The sequence below is a fragment of the Streptomyces albidoflavus genome, assembly GCF_000719955.1.
GTDB classification, from domain to species: domain Bacteria; phylum Actinomycetota; class Actinomycetes; order Streptomycetales; family Streptomycetaceae; genus Streptomyces; species Streptomyces albidoflavus.
On the sequence record NZ_JOII01000012.1, the window covers coordinates 1 to 21,677 of the forward strand.

At 73.2% G+C, this 21,677-nt stretch carries 17 protein-coding genes; 9 read left to right on the plus strand and 8 right to left on the minus strand.

Annotated features, from left to right (window positions below):
• On the plus strand, positions 1-1,974 hold a 1,974-nt coding region (locus IF45_RS0115080; RefSeq protein WP_030307878.1), incomplete at its 5' end, for a TOMM precursor leader peptide-binding protein.
• Between the two features lie 83 nt (positions 1,975-2,057).
• Here the strand turns inward: IF45_RS0115080 and IF45_RS0115085 are convergent.
• Positions 2,058-2,234, minus strand: coding sequence for a thiazolylpeptide-type bacteriocin (locus tag IF45_RS0115085; RefSeq protein ID WP_026048345.1), 177 nt, complete (start codon positions 2,232-2,234; stop codon positions 2,058-2,060).
• Between the two features lie 200 nt (positions 2,235-2,434).
• Here IF45_RS0115085 and IF45_RS0115090 point away from each other — a divergent pair, with 200 nt between their 5' ends.
• On the plus strand, positions 2,435-3,721 hold the full coding sequence (locus IF45_RS0115090) for an amidohydrolase (protein WP_030307879.1): 1,287 nt from the start codon (positions 2,435-2,437) through the stop codon (positions 3,719-3,721).
• Entirely contained in the window at positions 3,718-3,978 is a 261-nt protein-coding gene (locus tag IF45_RS0115095; protein WP_010642996.1) for a hypothetical protein, read from the plus strand. The genes IF45_RS0115090 and IF45_RS0115095 overlap by 4 nt, the downstream gene beginning before the upstream one ends.
• On the opposite strand, the gene IF45_RS0115100 is transcribed toward IF45_RS0115095, so the two are convergent.
• Positions 3,967-4,581 (minus strand): TetR/AcrR family transcriptional regulator, encoded by a 615-nt coding sequence (locus IF45_RS0115100; RefSeq protein WP_003950328.1) that lies wholly within the window; start codon positions 4,579-4,581, stop codon positions 3,967-3,969. The two genes, IF45_RS0115095 and IF45_RS0115100, sit on opposite strands and share 12 nt — an antisense overlap.
• Positions 4,582-4,732: 151 nt before the next feature.
• On the opposite strand from IF45_RS0115100, the gene IF45_RS0115105 reads away from it, so the two are divergent.
• A complete protein-coding gene (locus IF45_RS0115105) occupies positions 4,733-6,151 on the plus strand; it encodes an amidase (protein WP_030307882.1) in 1,419 nt (472 codons plus the stop codon).
• A gap of 1 nt (position 6,152) precedes the next feature.
• Here IF45_RS0115105 and IF45_RS0115110 read toward each other — a convergent pair whose 3' ends face one another.
• Positions 6,153-7,157 (minus strand): LuxR C-terminal-related transcriptional regulator, encoded by a 1,005-nt coding sequence (locus tag IF45_RS0115110; RefSeq protein WP_242534289.1) that lies wholly within the window; start codon positions 7,155-7,157, stop codon positions 6,153-6,155.
• A 430-nt stretch (positions 7,158-7,587) separates the two neighbouring features.
• Between IF45_RS0115110 and mfd the strand changes: the two genes are divergently transcribed.
• Positions 7,588-11,121 carry a transcription-repair coupling factor gene (gene mfd / locus IF45_RS0115115; RefSeq protein ID WP_030307885.1) on the plus strand — a complete coding sequence of 1,178 codons (3,534 nt, stop codon included), beginning with the start codon at positions 7,588-7,590 and terminating at the stop codon, positions 11,119-11,121.
• Between the two features lie 362 nt (positions 11,122-11,483).
• Here the strand turns inward: mfd and IF45_RS32380 are convergent, their stop codons facing one another.
• Complete coding sequence (locus tag IF45_RS32380) at positions 11,484-12,014, minus strand: ATP-binding protein (protein ID WP_308114397.1); 531 nt, start codon at positions 12,012-12,014, stop codon at positions 11,484-11,486.
• Positions 12,015-12,094: 80 nt separating this feature from the next.
• Between IF45_RS32380 and IF45_RS0115125 the strand changes: the two genes are divergently transcribed.
• Together IF45_RS0115125 and IF45_RS0115130 are read left to right on the plus strand one after the other, a co-directional pair.
• On the plus strand, positions 12,095-12,643 hold the full coding sequence (locus IF45_RS0115125) for a GntR family transcriptional regulator (RefSeq protein ID WP_008410251.1): 549 nt from the start codon (positions 12,095-12,097) through the stop codon (positions 12,641-12,643).
• Positions 12,644-12,663: 20 nt separating this feature from the next.
• A complete protein-coding gene (locus IF45_RS0115130; protein ID WP_030307887.1) occupies positions 12,664-13,413 on the plus strand; it encodes a GntR family transcriptional regulator in 750 nt (249 codons plus the stop codon).
• Between the two features lie 85 nt (positions 13,414-13,498).
• Here the strand turns inward: IF45_RS0115130 and IF45_RS0115135 are convergent, their stop codons facing one another.
• Together IF45_RS0115135 and IF45_RS0115140 are read right to left on the minus strand one after the other, a co-directional pair.
• On the minus strand, positions 13,499-14,383 hold the full coding sequence (locus tag IF45_RS0115135; RefSeq protein ID WP_030307888.1) for an aldo/keto reductase: 885 nt from the start codon (positions 14,381-14,383) through the stop codon (positions 13,499-13,501).
• A 14-nt stretch (positions 14,384-14,397) separates the two neighbouring features.
• Positions 14,398-15,336, minus strand: coding sequence for an NAD-dependent epimerase/dehydratase family protein (locus tag IF45_RS0115140; protein ID WP_030307890.1), 939 nt, complete (start codon positions 15,334-15,336; stop codon positions 14,398-14,400).
• 70 nt (positions 15,337-15,406) lie between these two features.
• On the opposite strand from IF45_RS0115140, the gene IF45_RS0115145 reads away from it, so the two are divergent.
• On the plus strand, positions 15,407-16,360 hold the full coding sequence (locus IF45_RS0115145; protein WP_051720697.1) for a LysR family transcriptional regulator: 954 nt from the start codon (positions 15,407-15,409) through the stop codon (positions 16,358-16,360).
• Between the two features lie 85 nt (positions 16,361-16,445).
• Here IF45_RS0115145 and IF45_RS0115150 read toward each other — a convergent pair whose 3' ends face one another.
• Complete coding sequence (locus IF45_RS0115150; RefSeq protein WP_030307893.1) at positions 16,446-17,369, minus strand: NAD(P)-dependent oxidoreductase; 924 nt, start codon at positions 17,367-17,369, stop codon at positions 16,446-16,448.
• 89 nt (positions 17,370-17,458) lie between these two features.
• On the opposite strand from IF45_RS0115150, the gene IF45_RS0115155 reads away from it, so the two are divergent.
• Entirely contained in the window at positions 17,459-17,839 is a 381-nt protein-coding gene (locus tag IF45_RS0115155) for a winged helix-turn-helix transcriptional regulator (protein WP_030307895.1), read from the plus strand.
• A 68-nt stretch (positions 17,840-17,907) separates the two neighbouring features.
• On the opposite strand, the gene IF45_RS0115160 is transcribed toward IF45_RS0115155, so the two are convergent.
• The gene (locus tag IF45_RS0115160) at positions 17,908-21,159 is read right to left on the minus strand and encodes a DNRLRE domain-containing protein (protein WP_129805521.1); all 3,252 of its coding nucleotides are present in this window, start codon (positions 21,157-21,159) and stop codon (positions 17,908-17,910) included.
• Positions 21,160-21,677 lie beyond the last annotated feature (518 nt).

A 21,677-nucleotide genomic window follows, 5' to 3' on the forward strand; every position in this document is an offset into this window, starting at 1 on the left:
GCCCCCGCGCCACCCGCCGCGCCCCGCCCCCTGGACGCCGCCCGCGACCAGCTCCAGGCCGCCCTGACCGCCCGCCACGCCGCCCTCCCCGAGGCCGAACGCGCCCTGCTCCCGGCCCCGTCCGTGGTCCCGCTCGGCGCCGCCGACACCCTCGGCACCGGCGCCCCGGACCCGTACGCCGCCGCGCGCCCGGCCGCCACCGTCCACCTCACCTCCCGCGCCGTCCTCACCGGGCCGTGGCTGCCCGAGGGCGCGGGGCCCGAGACCGCCGGCGCCTGCGGCCAGTGCCTGGCCATGCGGTGGCAGCGGCTGCGGGGCCGCACCGAACGGGAGGCGCTGGAGCGTCGGCACGTCCCGCACGGCGCCACCGGCTGGCCGGTGGTCACCGACTGGGCCGTGGACGCCGTCTGGGCCGCGTACCGGGCGGTGCACCGGCCGGGCCGGACGGCCCCGGAGGCCGAGGAGCCCGCCGACCGGACCCTGCCCCGGGTCACCCGCACCGACCTGGTCACCCTCGCCACCGCCACCTTCCCCCTGCTGCCCGACCCGCTCTGCCCGGCCTGCGTCACCCCGCGCCCGGAGACCGCCGGCACCGCCCGCCTCACCCTGGAGCCGGCCCCCAAGCCCGACCCCGGCACCTACCGCGTACGCCCCCTCGGCGCCTACGCACTGCCCGTCGCCGCCCTCGCCAACCCGGTCTGCGGCGCCCTCGGCTCCGACACCTGGATCAACCCGGCCTCCACCACCACCGCCCCCGTCGCCGGCACCCACTTCGTGCGCGGCTACGCCGGACTCACCGACGTCACCTGGTCCGGCCAGGCCAACCGCACCGCCACCAGCCGCCGCCTCGCCTTCCTGGAGGGCCTGGAGCGGTACGCCGGCACCCACCGCCGGCGCGGCACCACCCCCGTCCTCGGCAGCTACCACCAGCTCGCCGCCGACGCCCTCGACCCGCGCACCTGCGGGGTCTACGCCCCCGAGACGTACGCGAACGACCCCCTGCTCAGCCCCTTCGACCCGGACCGCGAGATCCCCTGGGTCCGGGGCCACTCGCTGCGCGACGAGCGGCCCGTCCTCGTCCCCGCCCGGCTCGCCCACTACAGCGCGGGCGTCGACGCCGACAACTTCGTCTTCGAGTGCTCCAACGGCTGCGCCACCGGCTCCGGGCTCGCCGAGGCGATCCTTTTCGGCCTTCTCGAACGCGTGGAACGTGACGCGTTCCTGCTCGCCTGGTACGGCCGCGCCCGGCTCACCGAGATCGACCTCGCCACCCTCACCGACCCCGAGGTCCGCGCCATGACCGGCCGGGCCGCCCTGCACGGCTACGACATCCACGTCTACGACACCCGGATGGGCCCGCCCGTCCCCGTCGTCACCGCCCTCGCCGTCCGCCGCGACGGGGGCCCCGGCACCCTCGCCTTCGCCGCCGCCGCCGGGTTCGACCCCGCCGAGACCGTCGCCTCCGCCCTCTCCGAGGTCCTCACCTACATCCCGCACCTGCCCTACCAGGTCACCGAACGGCGCGCCGAACTCACCGCCATGGCCGCCGACTTCACCCTCGTACGGGAACTCAAGGACCACGCCCAGCTCTACGGCCTGCCCGAGATGGCGCACCACGCCGAGCCCTTCCTCGACCCCCTGGACCGCCTCCCGCTCGCCGAGGTCTTCGCCGACTGGGACGCCGTCCGCCCCCGCACCGGCGACCTCCGCGACGACCTGGCCCTGCTCACCGGCGCCCTCGCCGACGCGGGCCACGACGTGATCGCCGTCGACCAGACCACCCCCGAACAGGCCCGCGCGGGACTCAGTACCGTCGCCACCGCCGTCCCCGGCCTGCTCCCCATCGACTTCGGCTGGACCCGCCAGCGCGCCCTGACCATGGACCGCCTGCGCACCGGGCTGCGCACCGCCGGACGCCGCCCCGACGACCTGCCCGCCGACGCCGTCCACCTCGCCCCGCACCCCTTCCCGTGACGGTCCGGGCCCGGGACACACGAGGGCCCCTGACCCGGCGGTGGACGCCGCCGGGACAGGGGCCGTACGCGCGATCGGCCGGATCAGGCCGAGCAGGAGGTGGTGCTGGTGGTGCTGGAGCAGGTCGACGTCGAGGAGCAGGACGTCGAACCGGCGAGCACGACCTCGGCCGCGTCCGAGTAGTCCGAGATCTCGAAGGTCTCCGACTCCAGCTCCAGGATCTCGTCGGCGAGGGTGGCCAGCTCGGTCTTGGGGGTCATCGCGTACTCCCTGCGGTCCCAGGGGTCCACCGGCCGCTCCGGCGGAACTCACCTGCTGCCGCCATCCCAGCCCCACCCGCTGTCAGATCCGCCGCCACCCCGCTGTCACCGGCTGACAGTGGCCTGACAGCGGAACGAGACGCCCCTGACACGGCCGCGCCGCACGCTGCCCGGACGGCCCCGTACCTGAGGACGAAGAGGTGACGCCCGTGGCCGCCCCCGAGACCCAGCCGCCCCGCGCCGAGGTGAGGGCCGCCGTCGAGCTGTACCTCGCCCTGCACCGCGCCCCCGAACTCTCCGGCGCCGAACACGCCACCGCCGCCCTGCTCGCCGACCGCCTCACCGCCCTCGGCCTCACCGTCCACCGCGGCCTCGCCGGTACCCCCTCCTTCCTCGCCGAACTCCGCAACGGCCCCGGCCCCACCGTCCTCATCCGCACCGAACTCGACGCCCTCCCCGTCACCGAGGCCACCGGCCTGCCCTACGCCTCCACCGTCCCCGGCGCCATGCACGCCTGCGGCCACGACCTGCACGCCGCCGCCGCCCTCGGCGCCGCCGCCCGCCTCGCCGCCACCCGCGCCGGCTGGCGGGGCCGCCTGCTCGTCCTCGGCCAGTCCGCCGAGGAGACACTGACCGGCGCCCGCGCGCTCGCCGACGACGGGCTGTACGACCGGTTCGGCCGTCCCGACGCCGTCCTCGCCCAGCACGCCGCCCCGCTCCCCGCCGGCACCGTCGCCCACGCCACCGGCGGCCCGCTGATGGCCGGCAGCCGCACCCTGGACGCCGTCCTGCACGGCCGCGGCGGCCACGCCGCCACCCCGCACCTCGCCGCCGACCCGCTCCTGATGGCCGCCTCCGCCGTCCTGAGGCTGCACACCCTCACCGCCCGCGAGAGCGCCCCCGCCGAAGGCGCCGTCCTCACCGTCGGCACCCTGCACGCCGGGACCCGCGCCAACGTCATCCCCGACCGGGCCACCCTCTCGCTGGGCCTGCGCGCCTTCACCGAACCCGCCCTGGACCGGCTCCACGAGGCGGTACGCCGCGTCCTGGACGCCGAGAGCCAGGCCGCCGCCGCACCCCGGCCGCCCGAACTGACCCTCACCGCCCGCTCACCCGTCCTCACCCCGGACCCCGCCCTCACCGCCGCCCTGCGCACCGTCCACGCCGAACACCTCGGCGCGGGCCGTGTCCTGGCCGCCGCCCCGTCCCCGGCCACCGAGGACCTCACCCACCTCACCGCCCTCCCCGACGGCACCCACGTCCCGCTCGCCTACTGGATGCTCGGCACCACCCCCGCCGCCACCTGGCGGGCCGCCGCCGCGGAGGGCCGCACCGTCCCCGCCAACCACGCCCCGGACTTCGCCCCCGACCTCCGCCAGGCCCTGCCCACCGGCATCACCGCGCTCACCGCCGCCGCCCGCCACCTCCTCGCGGCCGGCCCGCCCACCGTGGGAGCGGTCCCGCCCCACCCGGAGGCCGCCCCATGACCCCCCGGCTCCCCGCCCACCTCGACGTCACCCTCCACCGCGCCGACCCGGCCGCCCCGCCCGGCCAGATCACCGTCATCCGCCTGCTCGCGCTGTTGCCGCCCGACTGGTGCTGCCACCCGGACGCGGGCACCGACCAGCTCCGCCTGCGGGTCCGCCCCGCGCCCGCCGAGCCGGGGCCGGCCCTGGCCCGCGCCCTGGCCGACCCGGCGCTGTGCGGGTGGGGGATGGCGGGGCAGGGGGCGTCACTCCGCTGAGCCGGGCGGCGCCTCCCAGAGCCCGGCCAGATGCGCGTGGAGCACCTCGTACGCCTCCTCCGGGGTGAGGTGGCCGACGAGGACGTGTGTGGTGAGGCCGTCCGCGAGGGCCAGCAGGGTGCGGGCGGCGCGGCGCGGATCGGGCGGCGCGGGGTGCCCGGCGTCCTCCAGGGCCTCCCGGGCCAGCCCGGTGAACGCCTCCTGGAGCCGGGCGTAGTCGGCCCGCAGGGTCCGCGCCAGCGCCGGGCTGACGGCGGCCTGCGCGACGAAGGCGAGCCAGACCCGGGCCTCGGCCCGGTCCTCCGCGCGCAGCAGGGCGGTCTCCTCTGCGGCGTGGCCCAGCGCGGTGCGGGCCGACTGGGCCGGGCTCCCGGCGAGGCGGGCCCGTACGCGCCCGGTGACCCGCTCGCCGATCTGCCCGAGCGTGAAGGCGAGCATCTCCTCCTTGGTGCGGAAGCACCGCTGCACCGCCCCCATCGACACCCCGGCACGGGCCGCCACGTCGCGCAGGGTCACCCCTTCCAGCCCGTGCTCGTCGGCGAGCCGGCAGACGGCCCCGGCGATGAGGCGCCGCCGTTCCGCGTGATCCACCTGCTTGGGCATGCCCGTCCCTCTCGTCGTACCGCTCGTACCGCTCGTACCGCACTCGGCTCGCCCGCAGCTTATTCGATGCGGGCGTATCGGTTCAGGGGTTACCGTGGCGTTCCGATGCGAGCGCATCGGTACATCGGAGTGCGCCCCGGAACGGAGAACCATGCAGGACGACGCCCTGTGGAGGATGACGGCCGCGGACCAGGCCGCGGCCGTGCGCGGCGGGCAGGTCTCGGCCGCCGAACTGACCGACAGCCACCTCGCCCGCATCGAGGCGGTCAACCCGCGGGTGAACGCGGTCACCCAGCTCTGGGCGGACCGCGCCCGCGAGGAGGCGGCCCGGCTGGACCGCAGACGGGCGGCGGGGGAGGAACTGGGGCCGCTGGCCGGAGTGCCCTTCACCGTGAAGGAGAGCACCCCCGTCGAAGGCGTCCCCACCACCTTCGGCGCCGAGCGCTTCCGCGACCTGGTGGCCCGCGCCGACGCGCTGCCCGTGGCCCGGCTGCGGGCCGCCGGGGCGATCCCCGTCGGGCACAGCAACATCCCGACCATGATCCTGGCGGGGATGCACACCCGCAGCGAGCTGTTCGGCGACACGGTCAACCCGTGGGACCCCGCCCGCACCCCCGGCGGCTCCAGCGGCGGCGACGCCGTGGCCGTCGCCACCGGCATGGCCCCGCTCGGGCTCGGCAACGACTCCGGCGGGTCGGTGCGCATCCCGGCGCAGTTCTGCGGCGTCGCCGGACTCAAGCCGTCCACCGGCCGCTTCCCCGCCGACCACCGCGTCCTCGGCCCGGACGACCCCGGCCTCGCCTCCCAACTCCTGGTCACCGACGGCCCGCTGGCCCGCAGCGTGGCCGATCTCCGGCTCGCCTACGAGGTGCTGGCCGGCACCGACCCCCGGGACCCGCGCGCCGTACCGGTCCCCGCGTACGGGGAACGCCTCCCCGGCCCGCTCAAGGTCGCGGTGGTGGCCGACCCCGGCGGGCACGGCGTCCACCCCTCGGTCCGCCAGGCCGTCGCGCGGGCGGCCGACGCACTCCGCGACGCCGGGTACGAGCTGTGCGAGGTGCCGGACGTGCCCCGTCTCGACGAGGCCCTGGAGGCGTACGGCCGCATCACCGTCACCGAGTTCGCGCCCTCCTGGCCGGTGGTGCGCACCCTGCTCGGCCCCGGCGGCGACCGCTACATCGCCGCGGCGATGGAGCAGACCCCGCCCGCGACCGCCGCCGAACTGACGGCGCTGACGGGCACCTGGCTCGGCGTCCGCCGCGCCTGGGCCGAGTTCCTCGACGCGTACCCGCTGCTGCTCGGCCCCGTCTTCACCGAGCCGCCGGTCGAACCGGGGCTGGAGTCCCGGGACCGGGCGGGCCGCGAGCGGGTCGGCTCGGGGATGCGGCTGTGCACCGCGACCAGCTTCGCCGGCGTACCCGGCGTGGCGGTCCCCACGGGCCTGGTGGACGGGCTCCCGAGCGGGGTGCAGCTGGTCGGGCGCGCCTTCCGGGAGGACCTGTGCCTGGCGGCGGCCCAGGCGATCGAGGACCGGCTCGGCGTCCTCACCCCGCTCGACCCGCGCCCCTGACTCAGACCCACCCCCGCTCGCGCGCCAGCAGGGCCGCCTGCGCCCGGCTCGCCGCCCCGAGCAGCTGCATCAGGTCGGCGACGTGCCGCCGGTAGGTACGCACCGAGACCCCCAGTTCGCGGGCGCCCGCCTCGTCCTTGCCGACCGTGCACATCGCCAGGAGCACCCGGCGCTCCATCTCGCTCAGGGGGCTCTCGCCGTGCTGTCCCGCGGCCTCGTCCAGGGGGGCGGCCTGGGCCCAGATCTTCTCGAAGAGGGCGATGATGTTGGCGACCAGGCCGCTCTTGTGGGCCAGCAGGGCGCCGCGTGCGGTGTCGCGGGGGTCGAGGGGGACCAGCACGGTCCGGCGGTCGTAGACGAGGAGGCGCTCGCCCGCCTCGCCCTCGTCGGCGACCCGGATGTGGGCCCCGGCGGTGGCCAGCTCCCGCAGGTAGGCGGCGGTCGGCGGGTCGGCGAGGGCCGAGTGCCGGACGACGTTGCGGATGGTGACGCCGCGGGCCAGGCAGCGCAGGTCCAGCGGGCGGGAGCGGGTGATGTTCTCCGGGGAGAGCCGCGTGTAGGGCTCCACAGAGAGGATCTCCTCGCGGGCGAAGAAGGCCAGGTCCTCGATGCGGCCACGGATCGCCGCCAGCCCCTCGATCTGCTCGATGCCCTGCGGGGTGGCGGTCCGCGCCCCCTGCTCGGCCCGCAGCCCGTCCACCACGTGCCGGGAGCGGGTCACCCGCCGCAGATCCTGGTGCAGCTCGTGCAGCCGCCGGTCGGTGAGGCGGGACACGGCCTGTTCCGGGTCGGCCGGGACCACCCGGCCGTCCGGCCCGGTGGGCAGCAGCAGGCCCAGCTCGCGCAGGCGGTCCAGCGCGCGGGCCGCGTCCTTGTCGGCCCGGTCGGCGGTGCGCAGCAGCAGGTGCACGTCGTCGGCGGAGGTCCCCGGATTGCGCAGGAAATGCCGGTAGAGCTCCTCCTCGGTCGAGGAGAGCCCGAAGACGGCCATCTCGTTGTCACCCACGCTCTGCCCCCGGCTGCGTCATGGGCCGACGGCACGGTCCGGAGATTGTCCGGGCACGTGCCGCGACGGTCGAGGTTTTTTCGGCACAGAGTAAGCGTTCGCGCCCCACGCCGGGATGGGGCCGGTGCGAATTGTGTGCGAAGAGTGAGCCAACCGTGCCCGGTTCCGCGTGAACCCCGGACGCCTTCCGTCCGTACGGCACGCGCCGCGGCGACCCAGCGCGAGCGGGACGCGACGGACCGTGCCGGACGCGTCCACCGGCCGCACGTCGTACGCTGGAGACCCCCGGCCCGTTGGACGTGTCGGGCACTCGCGTGTTCCCCGTCGGCGTGACGACTCCGCCCCGCCCGGGCGCCCCGGCGCCCGGGCAGCGCCGGGCACGCGGTGGACGACGACCACGACGAGCACGAACGAGGACGGACTTCCCTTCATGAGCCTGCACGGACTGCTCGACGCGGTGACCGAGGACCCGGCGCTGACCCAGGCGCTGAAGGCGGCCGGGGACGGGCACCTCCTCACCGCCGACCTGGTCGGCCCGCCCGCCGCCCGGCCCTTCACCGTCGCCGCCCTCGCCCGCGAGACGGGCCGTACCGTGCTCGCCGTCACCGCCACCGGCCGCGAGGCCGAGGACCTGGCGGCCGCCCTGCGCACCCTGCTCCCGCCGGACGGCGTCGTGGAGTACCCCTCCTGGGAGACGCTGCCGCACGAGCGGCTCTCGCCCCGCTCCGACACCGTCGGCCGCCGCCTCGCCGTGCTGCGCCGCCTCGCTCACCCGGACGCCGGCGACCCCGAGACCGGCCCGGTCTCCGTCGTCGTCGCCTCCGTGCGCTCCGTCCTCCAGCCGCAGGTCAAGGGGCTCGGCGACCTGGAGCCGGTGGCGCTGAAGGCCGGGCGGACCACCGACCTGGAGGAGGTCGTGCGGGCGCTGGCCGCCGCCGCGTACTCCCGGGTGGAGCTGGTCGAGAAGCGCGGCGAGTTCGCCGTGCGCGGCGGCATCCTCGACGTCTTCCCGCCGACCGAGGACTACCCGGTCCGCATCGAGTTCTGGGGCGACGAGGTCGAGGAGATCCGCTACTTCAAGGTCGCCGACCAGCGCTCCCTGGAGATCGCCGAGCACGGCCTGTGGGCCCCGCCCTGCCGCGAACTCCTCCTCACCGACCAGGTCCGCGAGCGGGCCGCCGCCCTCGCCGTGGACCACCCCGAGCTGGGCGAACTCCTCGGCAAGATCGCCGAGGGCGTCGCCGTCGAGGGGATGGAGTCCCTGGCCCCCGTCCTCGTCGACGAGATGGAACTCCTCCTCGACGTGCTGCCCGAGGGCGCCATGGCCCTGGTCTGCGACCCCGAGCGGGTCCGCACCCGCGCCGCCGACCTGGTCGCCACCAGCCTCGAATTCCTCCAGGCGTCCTGGGCCGCCTCCGCCGAGGGCGGCCACGCCCCCATCGACGTCGGCGCGGCCTCCCTGTGGGGCATCGCCGACGTCCGCGAACGCGCCCGCGAGCTGGGCATGATGTGGTGGTCCGTCTCGCCGTTCGCCGCCGACGAGGAGACGTACGACGGCGACACCTGGCAGCTGGGGATGCGCGCCCCCGAGACGTACCGGGGCGACACCGCCCGCGCCCTGGCCGACACCAAGCGGTGGCTCGGCGAGGGGTGGCGGACCGTCTTCGTCACCGAGGCGCACGGCCCCGCCGCCCGCACTGTCGAGGTGCTGGGCTCCGAGGGCGTCCCGGCCCGGCTCGACGGCGACCTCGGCGAGATCAGCCCCTCCGTCGTCCACGTCGCCTGCGGCGCCATCGACCACGGCTTCACCGACGAACGCCTCAAGCTCGCCGTCCTCACCGAGACCGACCTCTCCGGCCAGAAGGCGGCCGGCAAGGACGGCCAGCGGATGCCCACCCGGCGCCGCAAGACCATCGACCCGCTCACCCTCGAGTCCGGCGACTACATCGTCCACGAGCAGCATGGCGTCGGCCGCTACATCGAGATGGTCCAGCGCACCGTCCAGGGCGCCACCCGCGAGTACCTCCTCGTCGAGTACGCCCCCGCCAAGCGCGGCCAGCCCGGGGACCGCCTCTACATCCCCACCGACCAGCTGGAGCAGGTCACCAAGTACGTCGGCGGCGAGGCGCCCACCCTGCACCGGCTCGGCGGCGCCGACTGGACCAAGACCAAGGCGCGCGCCAAGAAGGCCGTCAAGGAGATCGCCGCCGACCTCATCAAGCTCTACTCGGCCCGGATGGCCGCCCCCGGCCACGCCTTCGGCCAGGACACCCCCTGGCAGCGCGAACTGGAGGACGCCTTCCCGTACATGGAGACGCCCGACCAGCTCTCCACCATCGCCGAGGTCAAGGACGACATGGAGAAGACGGTCCCGATGGACCGCCTGATCTGCGGCGACGTCGGTTACGGCAAGACCGAGATCGCGGTCCGCGCCGCCTTCAAGGCCGTCCAGGACGGCAAGCAGGTCGCCGTCCTCGTCCCCACCACCCTCCTGGTCCAGCAGCACTTCGGCACCTTCTCCGAGCGGTACGCGCAGTTCCCGGTGAACGTCCGCGCCCTCTCCCGCTTCCAGTCCGACGCCGAGGCCAAGGCCACCCTGGAGGGGCTGCGGGACGGCTCCGTCGACATCGTCATCGGCACCCACCGCCTCTTCTCCTCCGAGACCAAGTTCAAGGACCTCGGCCTGGTCATCGTCGACGAGGAGCAGCGGTTCGGCGTCGAGCACAAGGAGCAGCTGAAGAAGCTCCGCGCCAACGTCGACGTCCTCACCATGTCCGCCACCCCCATCCCGCGCACCCTGGAGATGGCGGTCACCGGCATCCGCGAGATGTCGACGATCACCACCCCGCCCGAGGAGCGCCACCCGGTCCTCACCTTCGTCGGCCCCTACGACCCGAAGCAGATCGGCGCCGCCATCCGCCGCGAACTCCTCCGCGAGGGCCAGGTCTTCTACATCCACAACCGCGTCGAGTCCATCGACAAGGCCGCCGCCCGGCTGCGCGAGATCGTCCCCGAGGCGCGGATCGCCACCGCCCACGGCAAGATGTCCGAACAGGCCCTGGAACAGGTCGTCGTGGACTTCTGGGAGAAGAAGTTCGACGTCCTCGTCTCCACCACGATCGTCGAGTCCGGCATCGACATCTCCAACGCCAACACCCTCATCGTCGAGCGCGGCGACAACTTCGGCCTCTCCCAGCTCCACCAGCTCCGCGGCCGCGTCGGCCGGGGCCGCGAACGCGGGTACGCCTACTTCCTCTACCCGCCCGAGAAGCCCCTGACCGAGACCGCCCACGAGCGCCTCGCCACCATCGCCCAGCACACCGAGATGGGCGCCGGCATGTACGTCGCCATGAAGGACCTGGAGATCCGCGGCGCCGGCAACCTCCTCGGCGGCGAGCAGTCCGGCCACATCGCCGGCGTCGGCTTCGACCTGTACGTCCGCATGGTCGGCGAGGCCGTCGCCGACTACCGCGCCGCCCTCGACGGCGGCGTCGAGGAGGAACCGGCCCCCGAGGTCAAGATCGAACTCCCCGTCGACGCCCACGTCCCGCACGACTACGCCCCCGGCGAGCGCCTCCGCCTCCAGGCGTACCGCGCCATCGCCTCCGCCACCACCGAGGACGACATCCGCGCCGTCCGCGAGGAACTCACCGACCGCTACGGCAAACTCCCCGAGCCCGTCGAGAACCTCCTGCTCGTCGCCGGCCTCCGCATGCTCGCCCGCTCCTGCGGCATCGCGGAAATCGTCCTCCAGGGCAACAACGTCCGCTTCGCCCCCGTCGAACTCCGGGAATCCCAGCAACTCCGCCTCAACCGCCTCTACCCCCGCACGGTCATCAAGGCCAACACCCACCAGATCCTGGTCCCCCGCCCGACGACCGGGAAGATCGGGGGGAAGCCCGTGGTGGGGCGGGAGCTGCTGTCGTGGGTGGGGGAGTTCCTGACGTCGATTCTGGGGTCGTAGGGGGCGTGGGGCCGCCCTCCGCTCTCACTCCGGTCGCGGACCGGGGTGTGCGGGTGGCCCCTCGGCGCGTAGCCGGAAGGTCAGGTCCAGGAGTCTGCGGGCATGCATGGCCAGGGTGAGGACGGGGGAACGTCCGGGGGTGGGCGCCCTGCCCGCGGCGCGTATCGCTGCCACCACGGCAGGATGGGTTGCCTCGTCGTAGCTCACGCACAAGGCCCGCAGCCCGGCGGTCAGCTGACGGGCCTGACGCGTGGAGAGGCCCTGCCCTGCCAGGGCGGCGTCCGCAGCGACCGACAGCCTGTGCAGCGCCTTCATGCAGAACAGATCCGGGTCTGGCCACCGGTGCGAGGCGCCTGCGGCGTTCATCGGGGCACCGTCCCGCCCAGAGGGAGGAACGCGCACATCTTCTTGCCCGTTGCGACCTGTTCCCAGGTCGTACGAGCTCCGAGCGCGTTGACGAGGAACAGACCGCGCCCGCTTTCGGCTTCCGGGTGGGGAGGCGGTGCGGGTGGCGCGGCGGGGAGGCTTCCTTCGTCAGTCACCTCGACGGACAATCCGCCGCACGGGTGGACGCTCAGCCGCAGCAGAAGTGCGGTGTCTTCCGGTGATGAACCGTGCTCGACGGCGTTGGTGACCAGCTCCGAGACGATCAGTACGGGAGCATCCAGCTCTCCCCGGTAGCCGAGCCGGGGGAGCAGCCTTCTCGCGGCCGCTCTCGCCTCTCGCACCGCCCTCCGGTCCGGCCGGAACTCTCCGGACCATTCGCGGGCCCTGGCTGCGGAAGCTGTCGTACTCAAGCCCGTCCTCCTTGGACACGGAACCCAGAAGAAATCGCTCTGCGTACGGCTTGAGCGACGCTGGGTGACCGTACTGCTTTTCGCGAATTCCAGCAAGGTAGGGTGGGCTGTCTGGAACGGTCACCTACTGTGTGGTCCCGTAGATTGCGCGGGAAGAGCCGAGAGGACGGTGGGTCGTGGGCGACGCCGAGAGGGCCAGTACTTCCGCCCGGTATCTCGCGGCAGGCGGCGCCGGGGGTGACGCGTGGGCGGCCGAGGCTCGGGCAGAGGGGCGGCGCGGGACACAGCGCATCGTCCAGGCGGGCGAGGTTCCCGCGCCCGAACTCGTCGCCGGGCGGCTGGGACTGGAGCCCAGCCAGCCGGTGATCGCCCGCCGCCGCATCATGTACGCCGACGACGAGCCCTGCGAGCTGACGGACACCTACTACCCCGTGTCGATCGCCCGGGGGACCGCCCTCGCCGGAACGGCCAAGATCCGCGGGGGAGCGATACGCCTGCTCGCGGAGCTGGGCCACGTCGGCGCCTGGGTCGAGGAGGACGTCACGGCCCGCCTCCCCACCCCGGACGAGGCGGCCACCCTCGCCCTCTCCGGCTCCGAACCCCTGCTCCAGCTCGTCCGGCTCACCGAGGACGCCGAGGGGCACCCCATCCAGCTGGACGTGATGGCGATGGCGCCGAGGCGGCAGCGGCTTCGGTACCGGTTCAGGGCGGGTGACCGGCCGTGACGCGAGGTGGGGCCGACGGCGTGGACCCGCGTTCGCTGCATGAACGGATCGCGGCTGACTTGCGGGCACAGATCCTGAGCGGTGACCTCGCGCCCGCGTCGGCACTGCCCTCGACCGCACAGCTCAAGAAGCGCTTCGACGCGTCGAACGCCACGATTCAGAAGGCGTTGCAGCTCCTGAAGAGCGAGGAGTTGGTGGTGGGCCGCGCCGGTGCCTCGGTGACGGTCAGGGCGCGCAGGCAGCGAACGGTCCGGCCGTCTTCCTACCTGGCCGCCGGAGCTTCCGGTACACCGTCCCGCTGGCTGGCGGAGACGGACGACGAGGCCCCGCCGGCCCGGAGCGAACTCCTGGACGTCGCCGAGTGCCTGCCTCCGGCCGACGTACGAGCGGTCCTCGGGACGGGCGAGCCGGACCTGGCCGTCCGTCGGCGTCAGCTTCTCCTCTTGGGCGAGGAACCGGCGGAGCTGGTCACCTCGTACTACCCGGCAACGCTGGCCCGGGGGACGGCTCTGACCGTACGCCGCAAGATCCGTGGCGGAGCCCCGGCCGTCCTGGCGGAGCTGGGCGTACCACCCCGGCGCTGCGTCGACCGCGTCTCGGCCCGCGTGCCGACCCAGGAAGAACACCGGCTGCTCCGCCTGCCCACCGGTCTGCCGGTACTGCGGACACTCCGGGTGGCCTTCAGCGCCGACGGAACGCCGGTGGAGGCGACGGTGATGGTCAAGGCGGGGCATCTGTACGAGCTGGAGTACGGGTTCGGGGTGGCGTGACGTCCGCACGACGGGCACGCGTGGTGCTCCGGTCGCACACGCAGCCGGTTGCTGCGGAAGCCGGTGCAGGGCCCCGTGGCCCGGTTCAGCCCGGAAGCGCGTCCCCGAGTTCGGCCAGCTCGCGCGGGGTCAGCGTGAGTTCCACGGCTCTGGCGGAGTCGGTGATGGAGGACGGGCGGCTCGCTCCCGGGACCGGGATCATCGCCGGGGAACGGGCGAGCAGCCAGGCCAGGGCGAGCCGCTGGGGGCTGACGCCGTGTCCGGCGGCGATGCGGTGGAAGGCGGTGGCGGCGGGGGCCAGGCCGGAGGGGCCGTCGAGGGAACTGCGGGAGATGCCGCCGAGCGGGCTCCAGGGCAGGAAGGCCAGTCCCAGCTGTTCACTCAGCCGCAGCTCGGGCTCGCTGTCCCGGACGGCGGGCGAGTAGCGGTTCTGTACCGAGACGAGTCCGTCGCCCAGGATCTGATGGGCCTGGCGGATCTGGTCGGTGGTGACGTTGGAGATGCCGACGGCACGGACGGTGCCGGCGTCGAGCAGCTCGCGCAGCGCGCCGACGGAGTCCGCCCAGGGCACGGCCGGGTCCGGCTTGTGCAGTTGGTACAGGCCGATCGCGTCGACGCCCAGGCGCCCGAGGGAGGCCTCGGCCGCTCGCTTGAGGTGGTCGGGGGTGGCGGTGACGGTCCAGCTGCCGTCGCCCGGGCGACCGCGGCCGCCCTTGGTGGCCACCAGGACATGGGAGGTGTCGGCCCCGTAGCGGGCCAGCGCGCGGGCGATCAGCAGCTCGTTGTGGCCCGCCTCGGCGGCGTGCCAGTGATAGCTGTCGGCGGTGTCGATGAGGGTGACCCCGGCGTCGAGGGCGGCGTGAAGGGTGGCGACCGCCCGCGCCTCGTCCGGGCGGTGCTCGATGGACAGCGGCATGGCGCCCAGGCCGATGGCGCTGACGGCGGTGTGCGCGAGGGTGCGGTACTTCATGGCGGCCTGATTCCTCAGTCGGTGGGAGCGGCGGGTAGGGCGAGAGCGGCGGCGACGGCGCCGGGCAGCCAGTCGGTGGTGCGGGAGAAGGCGAAGCCCAGTTTCTTCGCGCGGGCGTTGCTCATGGCGTAGTGACGGTCGAAGGAGAACGGCGAAGCCTTCTCGCCCGCCGGGACGATCCGGTGGACGGCCTTCCGGCCGGCCTGTGCGGCGACGATCCCGGTGAGGCCGCGCACGTCGAGCGGACCGTCGGAGCAGGCGTTGACCGGGCCGGTGAAATCCGCGGTGGCTGCCCAGGACAGCAGATCCGCCAGTTCCTCGTGGTGGATGAAGACCGTGGGCAGCGCAGGGGCGTGCACCGCGATGTCCTCGCCCCGGCTGACGCGCCCGGTGTAGTGCGCCAGCCGACCGGTGAACTCCTGCGCGCCGCCGCCCAGAACATGCGCGCTGCGCACCGAGGCGAAGGCGAAGCCCGCGGTGCGGGCGAAGACGGCCTCGGCCTGCCGCTTGCCCTCGGCGTAGTGGGCGTCCAGGTAGGCGTCGTCGTGCCAGGGGAGGTCCATGGCCACCCGCCAGCCGGCCGGGTCCACGCTCTCCTCCGGTACGGGGGTCGACGGGGGTACGGGCGGCAGGGCGGCGGTCGCGGGGTCGTAGACCTCGATGGTGGAGGTCATGGCGTAGCGCCGGGTGCGGCCGGTGAAGGCGCGGGCGGCGATCGCGGCCTGCACCGGGGTGTAGCAGACCTGGTCCACCACGACGTCGAAGGTGCGGGTGCCGAGTGCGGCCGTCAGGGCCGCCTCGTCGTCGCGGTCGGCGACGAGACGGGTGACGCCGGCGGGTGGCGCGGTGGAGCCGCGGTTGACGACCGTGACCTGGTGGCCCGCGTCACGCAGACGTTCCACCAGGAGCTTTCCGAAGTACCGGCTTCCGCCGATGACGCAGATCTTTGACATGTCCCCATCTTGGGGAGCTACCGTCACCAGCAGAAGTCCTCACTTGCTGGACGGGTATGAAGGAAAACTGTTGATCGATGTGCAGCGGCTCCGTGTCCTGCGGGCGGTGGCGGAACACGGCAGCTTCAATCAGGCAGCCACGGCTCTCCACCTCACCCCCTCGGCCGTCTCCCAGCAGGTGGCGGCCCTGGAACGCGGACTCGGGACCCAGGTCGTCGCACGCAGCACCCGGGGCGTCACGCTCACTCCGGCGGGCCGGATCATGGTCGGCGCCGCCGAATCCGTCGCCGCCGAACTCGAACACGCGCAACAGCGGATCGCCACCCTCAGCACCGGCCGCACCCAGCTCACCGTCGCCGCCTTCACCAGCGGCGGCAGGCTCCTGCTGCCCGCCGCCCTGCCCCGGCTCATGGCCGCTCACCCCCGCACCGTGCTCCACATCAGGGAGGGCGAGCCCGAGGAGATTCTCCCCCTCGTCCGCCAGGGCGCCGTGGACCTCGCCCTCGCCTACCACTTCGACGGCCCGCTCCCCGCCGGACCGGGCCCTCGCTCCAGCCTGACGTGGACGCCGCTTCTCGAAGACCCCCTGCACGTCGTCCTGCCGCAGGGGCACCGGCTGGCCCGCCAGGACGCGCTCGACCTCGCCGACCTGGCGGCCGAACCCTGGGTGCTGGGCTGTCTGAAGACCGAGGCGTACCTGCGCCGCTACGCCGAGCGGGCCGGCTTCGACCCGGAGATCCGCGGGACCACCACCGACTACTTCTTCGCCCGTTCCCTCGTCGCCGCGGGCCTGGGAATCTCCCTGATCCCGTCGATCGCGCTGGCCCCCGAGATCCCGGGACTGAGCACCGTCCCGATCGTTCCCCCGGGCCCGGTCCGCCACATCGGCGTCGCCACGCTCGCCGGCCGCGACCAGCCCCACGCGACGACGCTCGTGCACGCCCTCCGTGAGCAAGCCGACGCGACACCGGCCGAGTTGCTCCGCCACGGGCCCGTCGGGGTCCGGCGGCGGAGCACCTCCTGAGCCCTGCGGTGACGGCAGTACACCGTGGCCCCGGCCGGGCACCCGCCGTACCTCCGGCCCGGACATGAGCGCGCTGCGGTCCCCTTCACCCCACCCGCGGCTCCCGCATCCCGTCGATGATCCGCGTCCAGTTGTCACCCCCGTGACCGTCCTCCACCGCCCGCCGGTAGTGCCCGAGGATCGTGCTCGGCAGGGCCAGGTCCAGGCCGAGCGTCGCGCTCGTCTCCAGGATGTGGTCGGCCGTCGCGCCCATCATCGTGACCGTGCTGAGGTCGCCGGGGTGTTCGCCGGCGTCGAGGGCGGCGCCGGGGCGGTCCTCGCCGGCGGTCATCATGGCGCCGATGGTGTCGGCGGTGAGGAAGAGTTCGGGGAGGGCCTGTTCGGCGGTGATGCCGGCGGTGCCGAGCAGGGCGGTGGCGTGCATCAGGCCGGAGAGGGCGGTGAGGAAGACGGTGAGGTGGGCCTGGTACATGAGCTGGGCGAGGCCGGGGTCGGTGCCGAGGTACTTGGGGGCGCCGATGACCGCCAGTGCGGCCCGGTGGCGTGTCAGGACGTCCTCGTCCCCGCTGTAGTAGACGTACGCCTCGTCCGTGCCGACCATCGGGGCCGGGTTCATGACGCCGCCGGTGAGGAAGGCGGCGCCGTGCCCGGCGGCCCAGGTGGCGGCCTCCCGGGAGCGGTCGGGGGTGTCGGAGCTGAGGTTGACCAGGGTGCGGCCGGAGAGGGCGGTTGTGGCGTCGGTGAGGATGTCGTACATCGCCGGGTAGTCGGTGAGGCTGAGCAGGGTCAGTGGGCTCGCCTCGATCGCCTCGCGCGGGGTCGTCGCGCGCTTCGCCCCGTCGGAGACGACGCCGTCGGCGCGGGAGGCGGTGCGGTTCCACACGGTGACCTCGTGGCCGGCCGCGAGAAGGGTACGGACCATCGCCCGGCCCATCGGGCCGAGGCCGATCACCGTGACAGGGGTGGGAAGTTGAGCGGTGGGGTGCGGGTTCTCCTGGTGTGCGTTCACGGCTCCATGCTGTGGGGGCGCGACTAGGATCGTAAGTACCCACTATTTACTGCGGTACTTACCTTTTGGTGCGTGAGGGGAGCAGGGGTATGGCGGCCAGAGCCAAGGCGCCGCGTGTCGGGCCGTATCTGTGCGGCATCGACGCCGCGTTCGACGTGCTGAGCGGGAAGTGGAAGGCGCTCATCCTGTGGGAGCTGCACGCCCACGGCGTCCGCCGTTTCGCCGAACTGCGGCGCGGGGTACCGGGGGTCAGCGAGAAGATGCTCACCCAGCACCTGCGGGAGATGGAGGAGGACGCCCTCGTCCACCGCGAGGTGTACGCCGAGGTCCCACCCCGCGTCGAGTACTCCCTGACCGAGCACGGCCACACCCTCAACGAGGCGCTGGGCGCGCTGGGGGCCTGGGGCGAGGAGCGGATTCGCCGGGAGGGGTGCGAGGTGGTGGGCGGGGCGGAAGCGGTCGCGCGTTGACAGGACGCTCGCCGAGGCGGGAGTGCCGACACGTGGCGGGAGCCCACGAGGGGCCCCCGCCACGAAGGTCAGCCGAAGCTGAGCTTCGTCGTCCCCCACCCGCTGCCGGCGCTGATCACGGTGACTCCGGCTCCGAGCTGGGTGGCGCCGCCGGCGAAGACCTTGACGCTGCCGTCCGGGGAGAGCGCCCAGATGTCAGGGATGCTGTCGCCTGTCACGTCCGGGGTGCCCCTGAGGAACCGCGTGGGATAGCCCGCCGCCGTCCAGCCGGAGGCGTACGTCTGGTCGCTGCCGGGCCGCGACCCCGCCGAGGTGGCCAGGGAATCGAGGGTGGCGCCGCCGGTGGTTGCCTTCCTGCCGTACCGGATACGAAGGTTGTCCGACTCCGAGCGGAAGAGGAGGTCGGGTACCCCGTCCTTGTCGACGTCTCCGAGGGTCACCAGATCCCGGCTCTCCCAGGCGCTGACGGCGATCTCGTGCGCCGCGACGAAGGAGGCTCCGGTGTATCCGGTGAGGGCCCAGAGGCCGCCTGAGGTGGTGGTGGCGAAGAGGTCGGTGTGCCCGTCGGCGTCGTAGTCCCCGACGATCATCTGGTCGAAGAGGGCGGGGTCGGGGCCGGGAGGCAGCTCCATCAGCTGACGCTGTTCGATGTCGACGCCTCCGTAGCCGTCGCCGCGGTACACGTACAGCTTGCCGTCGGGCATGCGAGCGAAGAGGTCGCCCAGGCCGTCGCCCGGCAGGATGTCGCCGCCGTGGGCGAGCAGGGCGGGCTTGTCGCCGGCCTTCCAGTACCCGGGGGCCAGAGGGTCGCTGCTCTCATCGTCGACCGGCAGGATCAGCTGGTGCCCCGAGCTGTGGGCTGCCGGCATGCCGCGGTGCAGGTCGCCCTTGTCGTTGGCCGGGTAGAGGTAGAGGTTGCCGGCGCCGTTGATGACGAAGAGGTCGGGGAAGTTGTCGCCCGTCACATCGCCGGGCTTGTCGGCGCTGTCCCTGGGGGTGACGTAGAAGACATAGGCGGTCGGCGTGGAGGTGTTGCCGGCGCTGTCCTTTGCGCAGACGTACAGGATGTTGGGCCCGGCCAAGGGCGGCGAGAGGCTGATCTTCAGTGAGGCGCCGGCCTGGACCGCCTTGGAGGTGGCGCAGGTGCCGGTGTTGAAGGAGTACCCGAAGCTGGTGACGTCCTTGTCCTCGACGGGAGCGAAGGTGAACTCACCAGGATTGCCCAGGGGCTTCACCGACCACACGTCGCCTGCGTCCGTCTCCTCCGGGAAGGCCGTCGAGGTCACCTCGGGTGAGTTGGGGAAGGTGCTGTCGTAGACGAAGCGGCAGGTGGGATCGAGCTCGTCGGTGTTCAGGGGCGCCCATTCCGAGCTAGCGCCGCTCGTGTCCGTCGCTTTGACCCCCCAGGAGTAGGTCCAGCCGTTCTTGAGGTCGGAAACCGGGAAGATCGCCTCGGCGCTGCCCTTGCCCTTGTCGTCGTCCTTGCTGACGCTGACCGTCTTCGACTTGAGCGTGGTGTCGGCGTAGCCGGTGCGCCACAGCTCGAACGTGAGCGACTTGAGGTTCTTGTCGGGGTCGGTGCTCGACGCCGACAGGCGCAGTTCGCGCTTGCCGATGTGAGGGTAGGGGGCGGAACGGTCGCAGGTGGGGCCGGGCGACTGGTCCAGCGCAAAGGGGGTCTTCGGCTTGCGGTTGTAGGTGATCTTGATGTGTGGGGCGTTCTTGCCCTCGGCGCGGAACTTCTTCCAGGCGTACGCGGACTTCTCGTCCCTGGCCTGGAGGCCGATGGTCACCGAGCTCCACCCGCCGTCGGCGGCGTCCTGGACCAGCGACCGGCCGTCGAAGTCGATGTACTCGTCCGGGCACGACGAGTTGTAGCCGTGGGCCACGTCGAGCGCGTCCACCTGCCGCTTCCAGTCCGGCTGGTTGCTCCAGGTCGTCTTGGAGGAGATGGCACCCGTGTGCCAGAGCTCCACCACGCGCCCGTCGCAGGACCATGAGTAGGTTTCCAGCAGGCGGACCGACGCAGCGGAGATCTTGGCGCCCTTGAGGTTCTTGAGGCCGTCGAGCCGGAAGAAGGAGCGCGAGGTGCCCCAGGTGGTCGACTCGAACCCCACCCGGCCCTCGGTCGTACCGGTGTTGTAGTTGGCCCCGTCGTAGAAGCTGGAGTTCTTGAACCGGTCGTACGCCGTTGTCCAGTTCGTGGTCTTCGCGGTGATGGAAGGGTCGATGAAGAGCGGGTACTCCGTCTTCTCGCCCGTCACCAGTCCGCGCGGGGGTGTGACGGTCAGCACGGCGTCGTGGGTGTCCTCGCCGTCGAGTTCCGCCTCGGCCGCCGCGGCGTGAGTGCCGGGGTCGGGACCGGCCAGGCCGGGCAGGTCGAGGATCTGGCGGTCGGTGAGAGAGGGACGGGTCACGAACGCGGCTTCACGTACGGATGCGCCGGCCTCCGGACGCGGCGCCTGCGACCGGTGGGCAGCCGGGTCGACCGGGCCCTCGGAATCGTCGGCGTCCGAGGGCGGCCGGGTGGGCTCCTCGAGATCTCCGTCGTGTGCTCCGCCGGGACTGGGTGACTCGTCCGTCTCCGGTGCCTGCGTGGGGTCGGGGAGTGGGTCGGGTTCCGGGTCGCTGCCCTCCGTGACGGCCAGGGTGCCCGCCGAGTCCCAGGCGAAGGGGGTGGGGCTGACCGCCAACTCGTCTCCGTCCCGGTCCACGGCTGTCACCACATCGGTCTTGGCATCGTGACGGAAGACCAGTTCGTCGGAGGTCAGCCGGTAGGGGAGGCTGAGAAGCTCCGGACTGGTGGCGGCGCGTTCGGTGTGGACCACCAGGACGTGGTTGAAGCCCCCGTCCCGCGCGGTGAGCAGCAGATCGGTCTCGGGGAGGATGTTCCGGTAGAGCGCGCGAGAGCCCTCGATCACCGGCTCGGGCACGTCCCCGGGCCAGCTGAGGACCAGTTCGTGCCCGTCGGTGACCAGGCGAACCAGTTCGGTGAAGCGGGAAGGGTCCTCCGCCGTGGCCGTCCGGGAAGTGGTGCTCGCTCCCGTCGTGCGGCGCAACACGGCGGACGAGGTGGTACCGAGGTCGCTCCGGCCGGTGGAGACCTGGTCCGTCTCCGAGGCCCGTCCTCCGTTCGAGAAGACCACGGGCGCGGTGGAAGCAACCGGGGCCCAGCCCTCTTCGGTCCGCCGCAGGGTGGTGTCGATGGAGCGCCACCGGCCATCGACCCGAGCGCGTACCGGTGCGGCGTGGCTGACCAGTTCGAAGCTGCGGTTCGGCAACGCGTAGGTGGTGCTCGTCTCGGTGCGAGCGGCCGTCACCTCGACACGTTTACCGCTGCGTACGGCCTTCTCCTGAGCCCTGTCCTCCGGCAGGCCGGCTTCCTGTGCACCGTGCTCAGCCGACGCGGCGGTGTCGCGGTCCTGGGCGTCGGTCCACAGCAGAGTCCCCACGGCAAGGGCGGCTGCCGTCACTCCGGCCACGGCGGCGGCCGCTCGGCGGCGACGCGTGCGGCGCCTCGGTTCCGGTGTCTCCACGTTCTCGTTCCCTGCCCCTCGTGAGTAGTGGCAGACGCGTCGAGGAGGTACGCCGGGCGCCGCCGTCACACCTGCGAAGCCCAAGTGAAGCTTTGGAAAAGCCACCGGCCAGGTGAAAGCACGAACGAAGGATGACGTACGGGCCCCCGTCCCGCCACCGGCCTGAATTCGGGAAAGCCTGTCGAGGAGGCAACCGGGTCGGTTGTTTCTGCCTCTTCCGGGGTGTCGCGAAGGGCGGAAAAGGGTGCCTCGGGGAAGCCCCAGGATTTCCCGGTGGATCGTTTCAGGGGAATTTGCTCCGT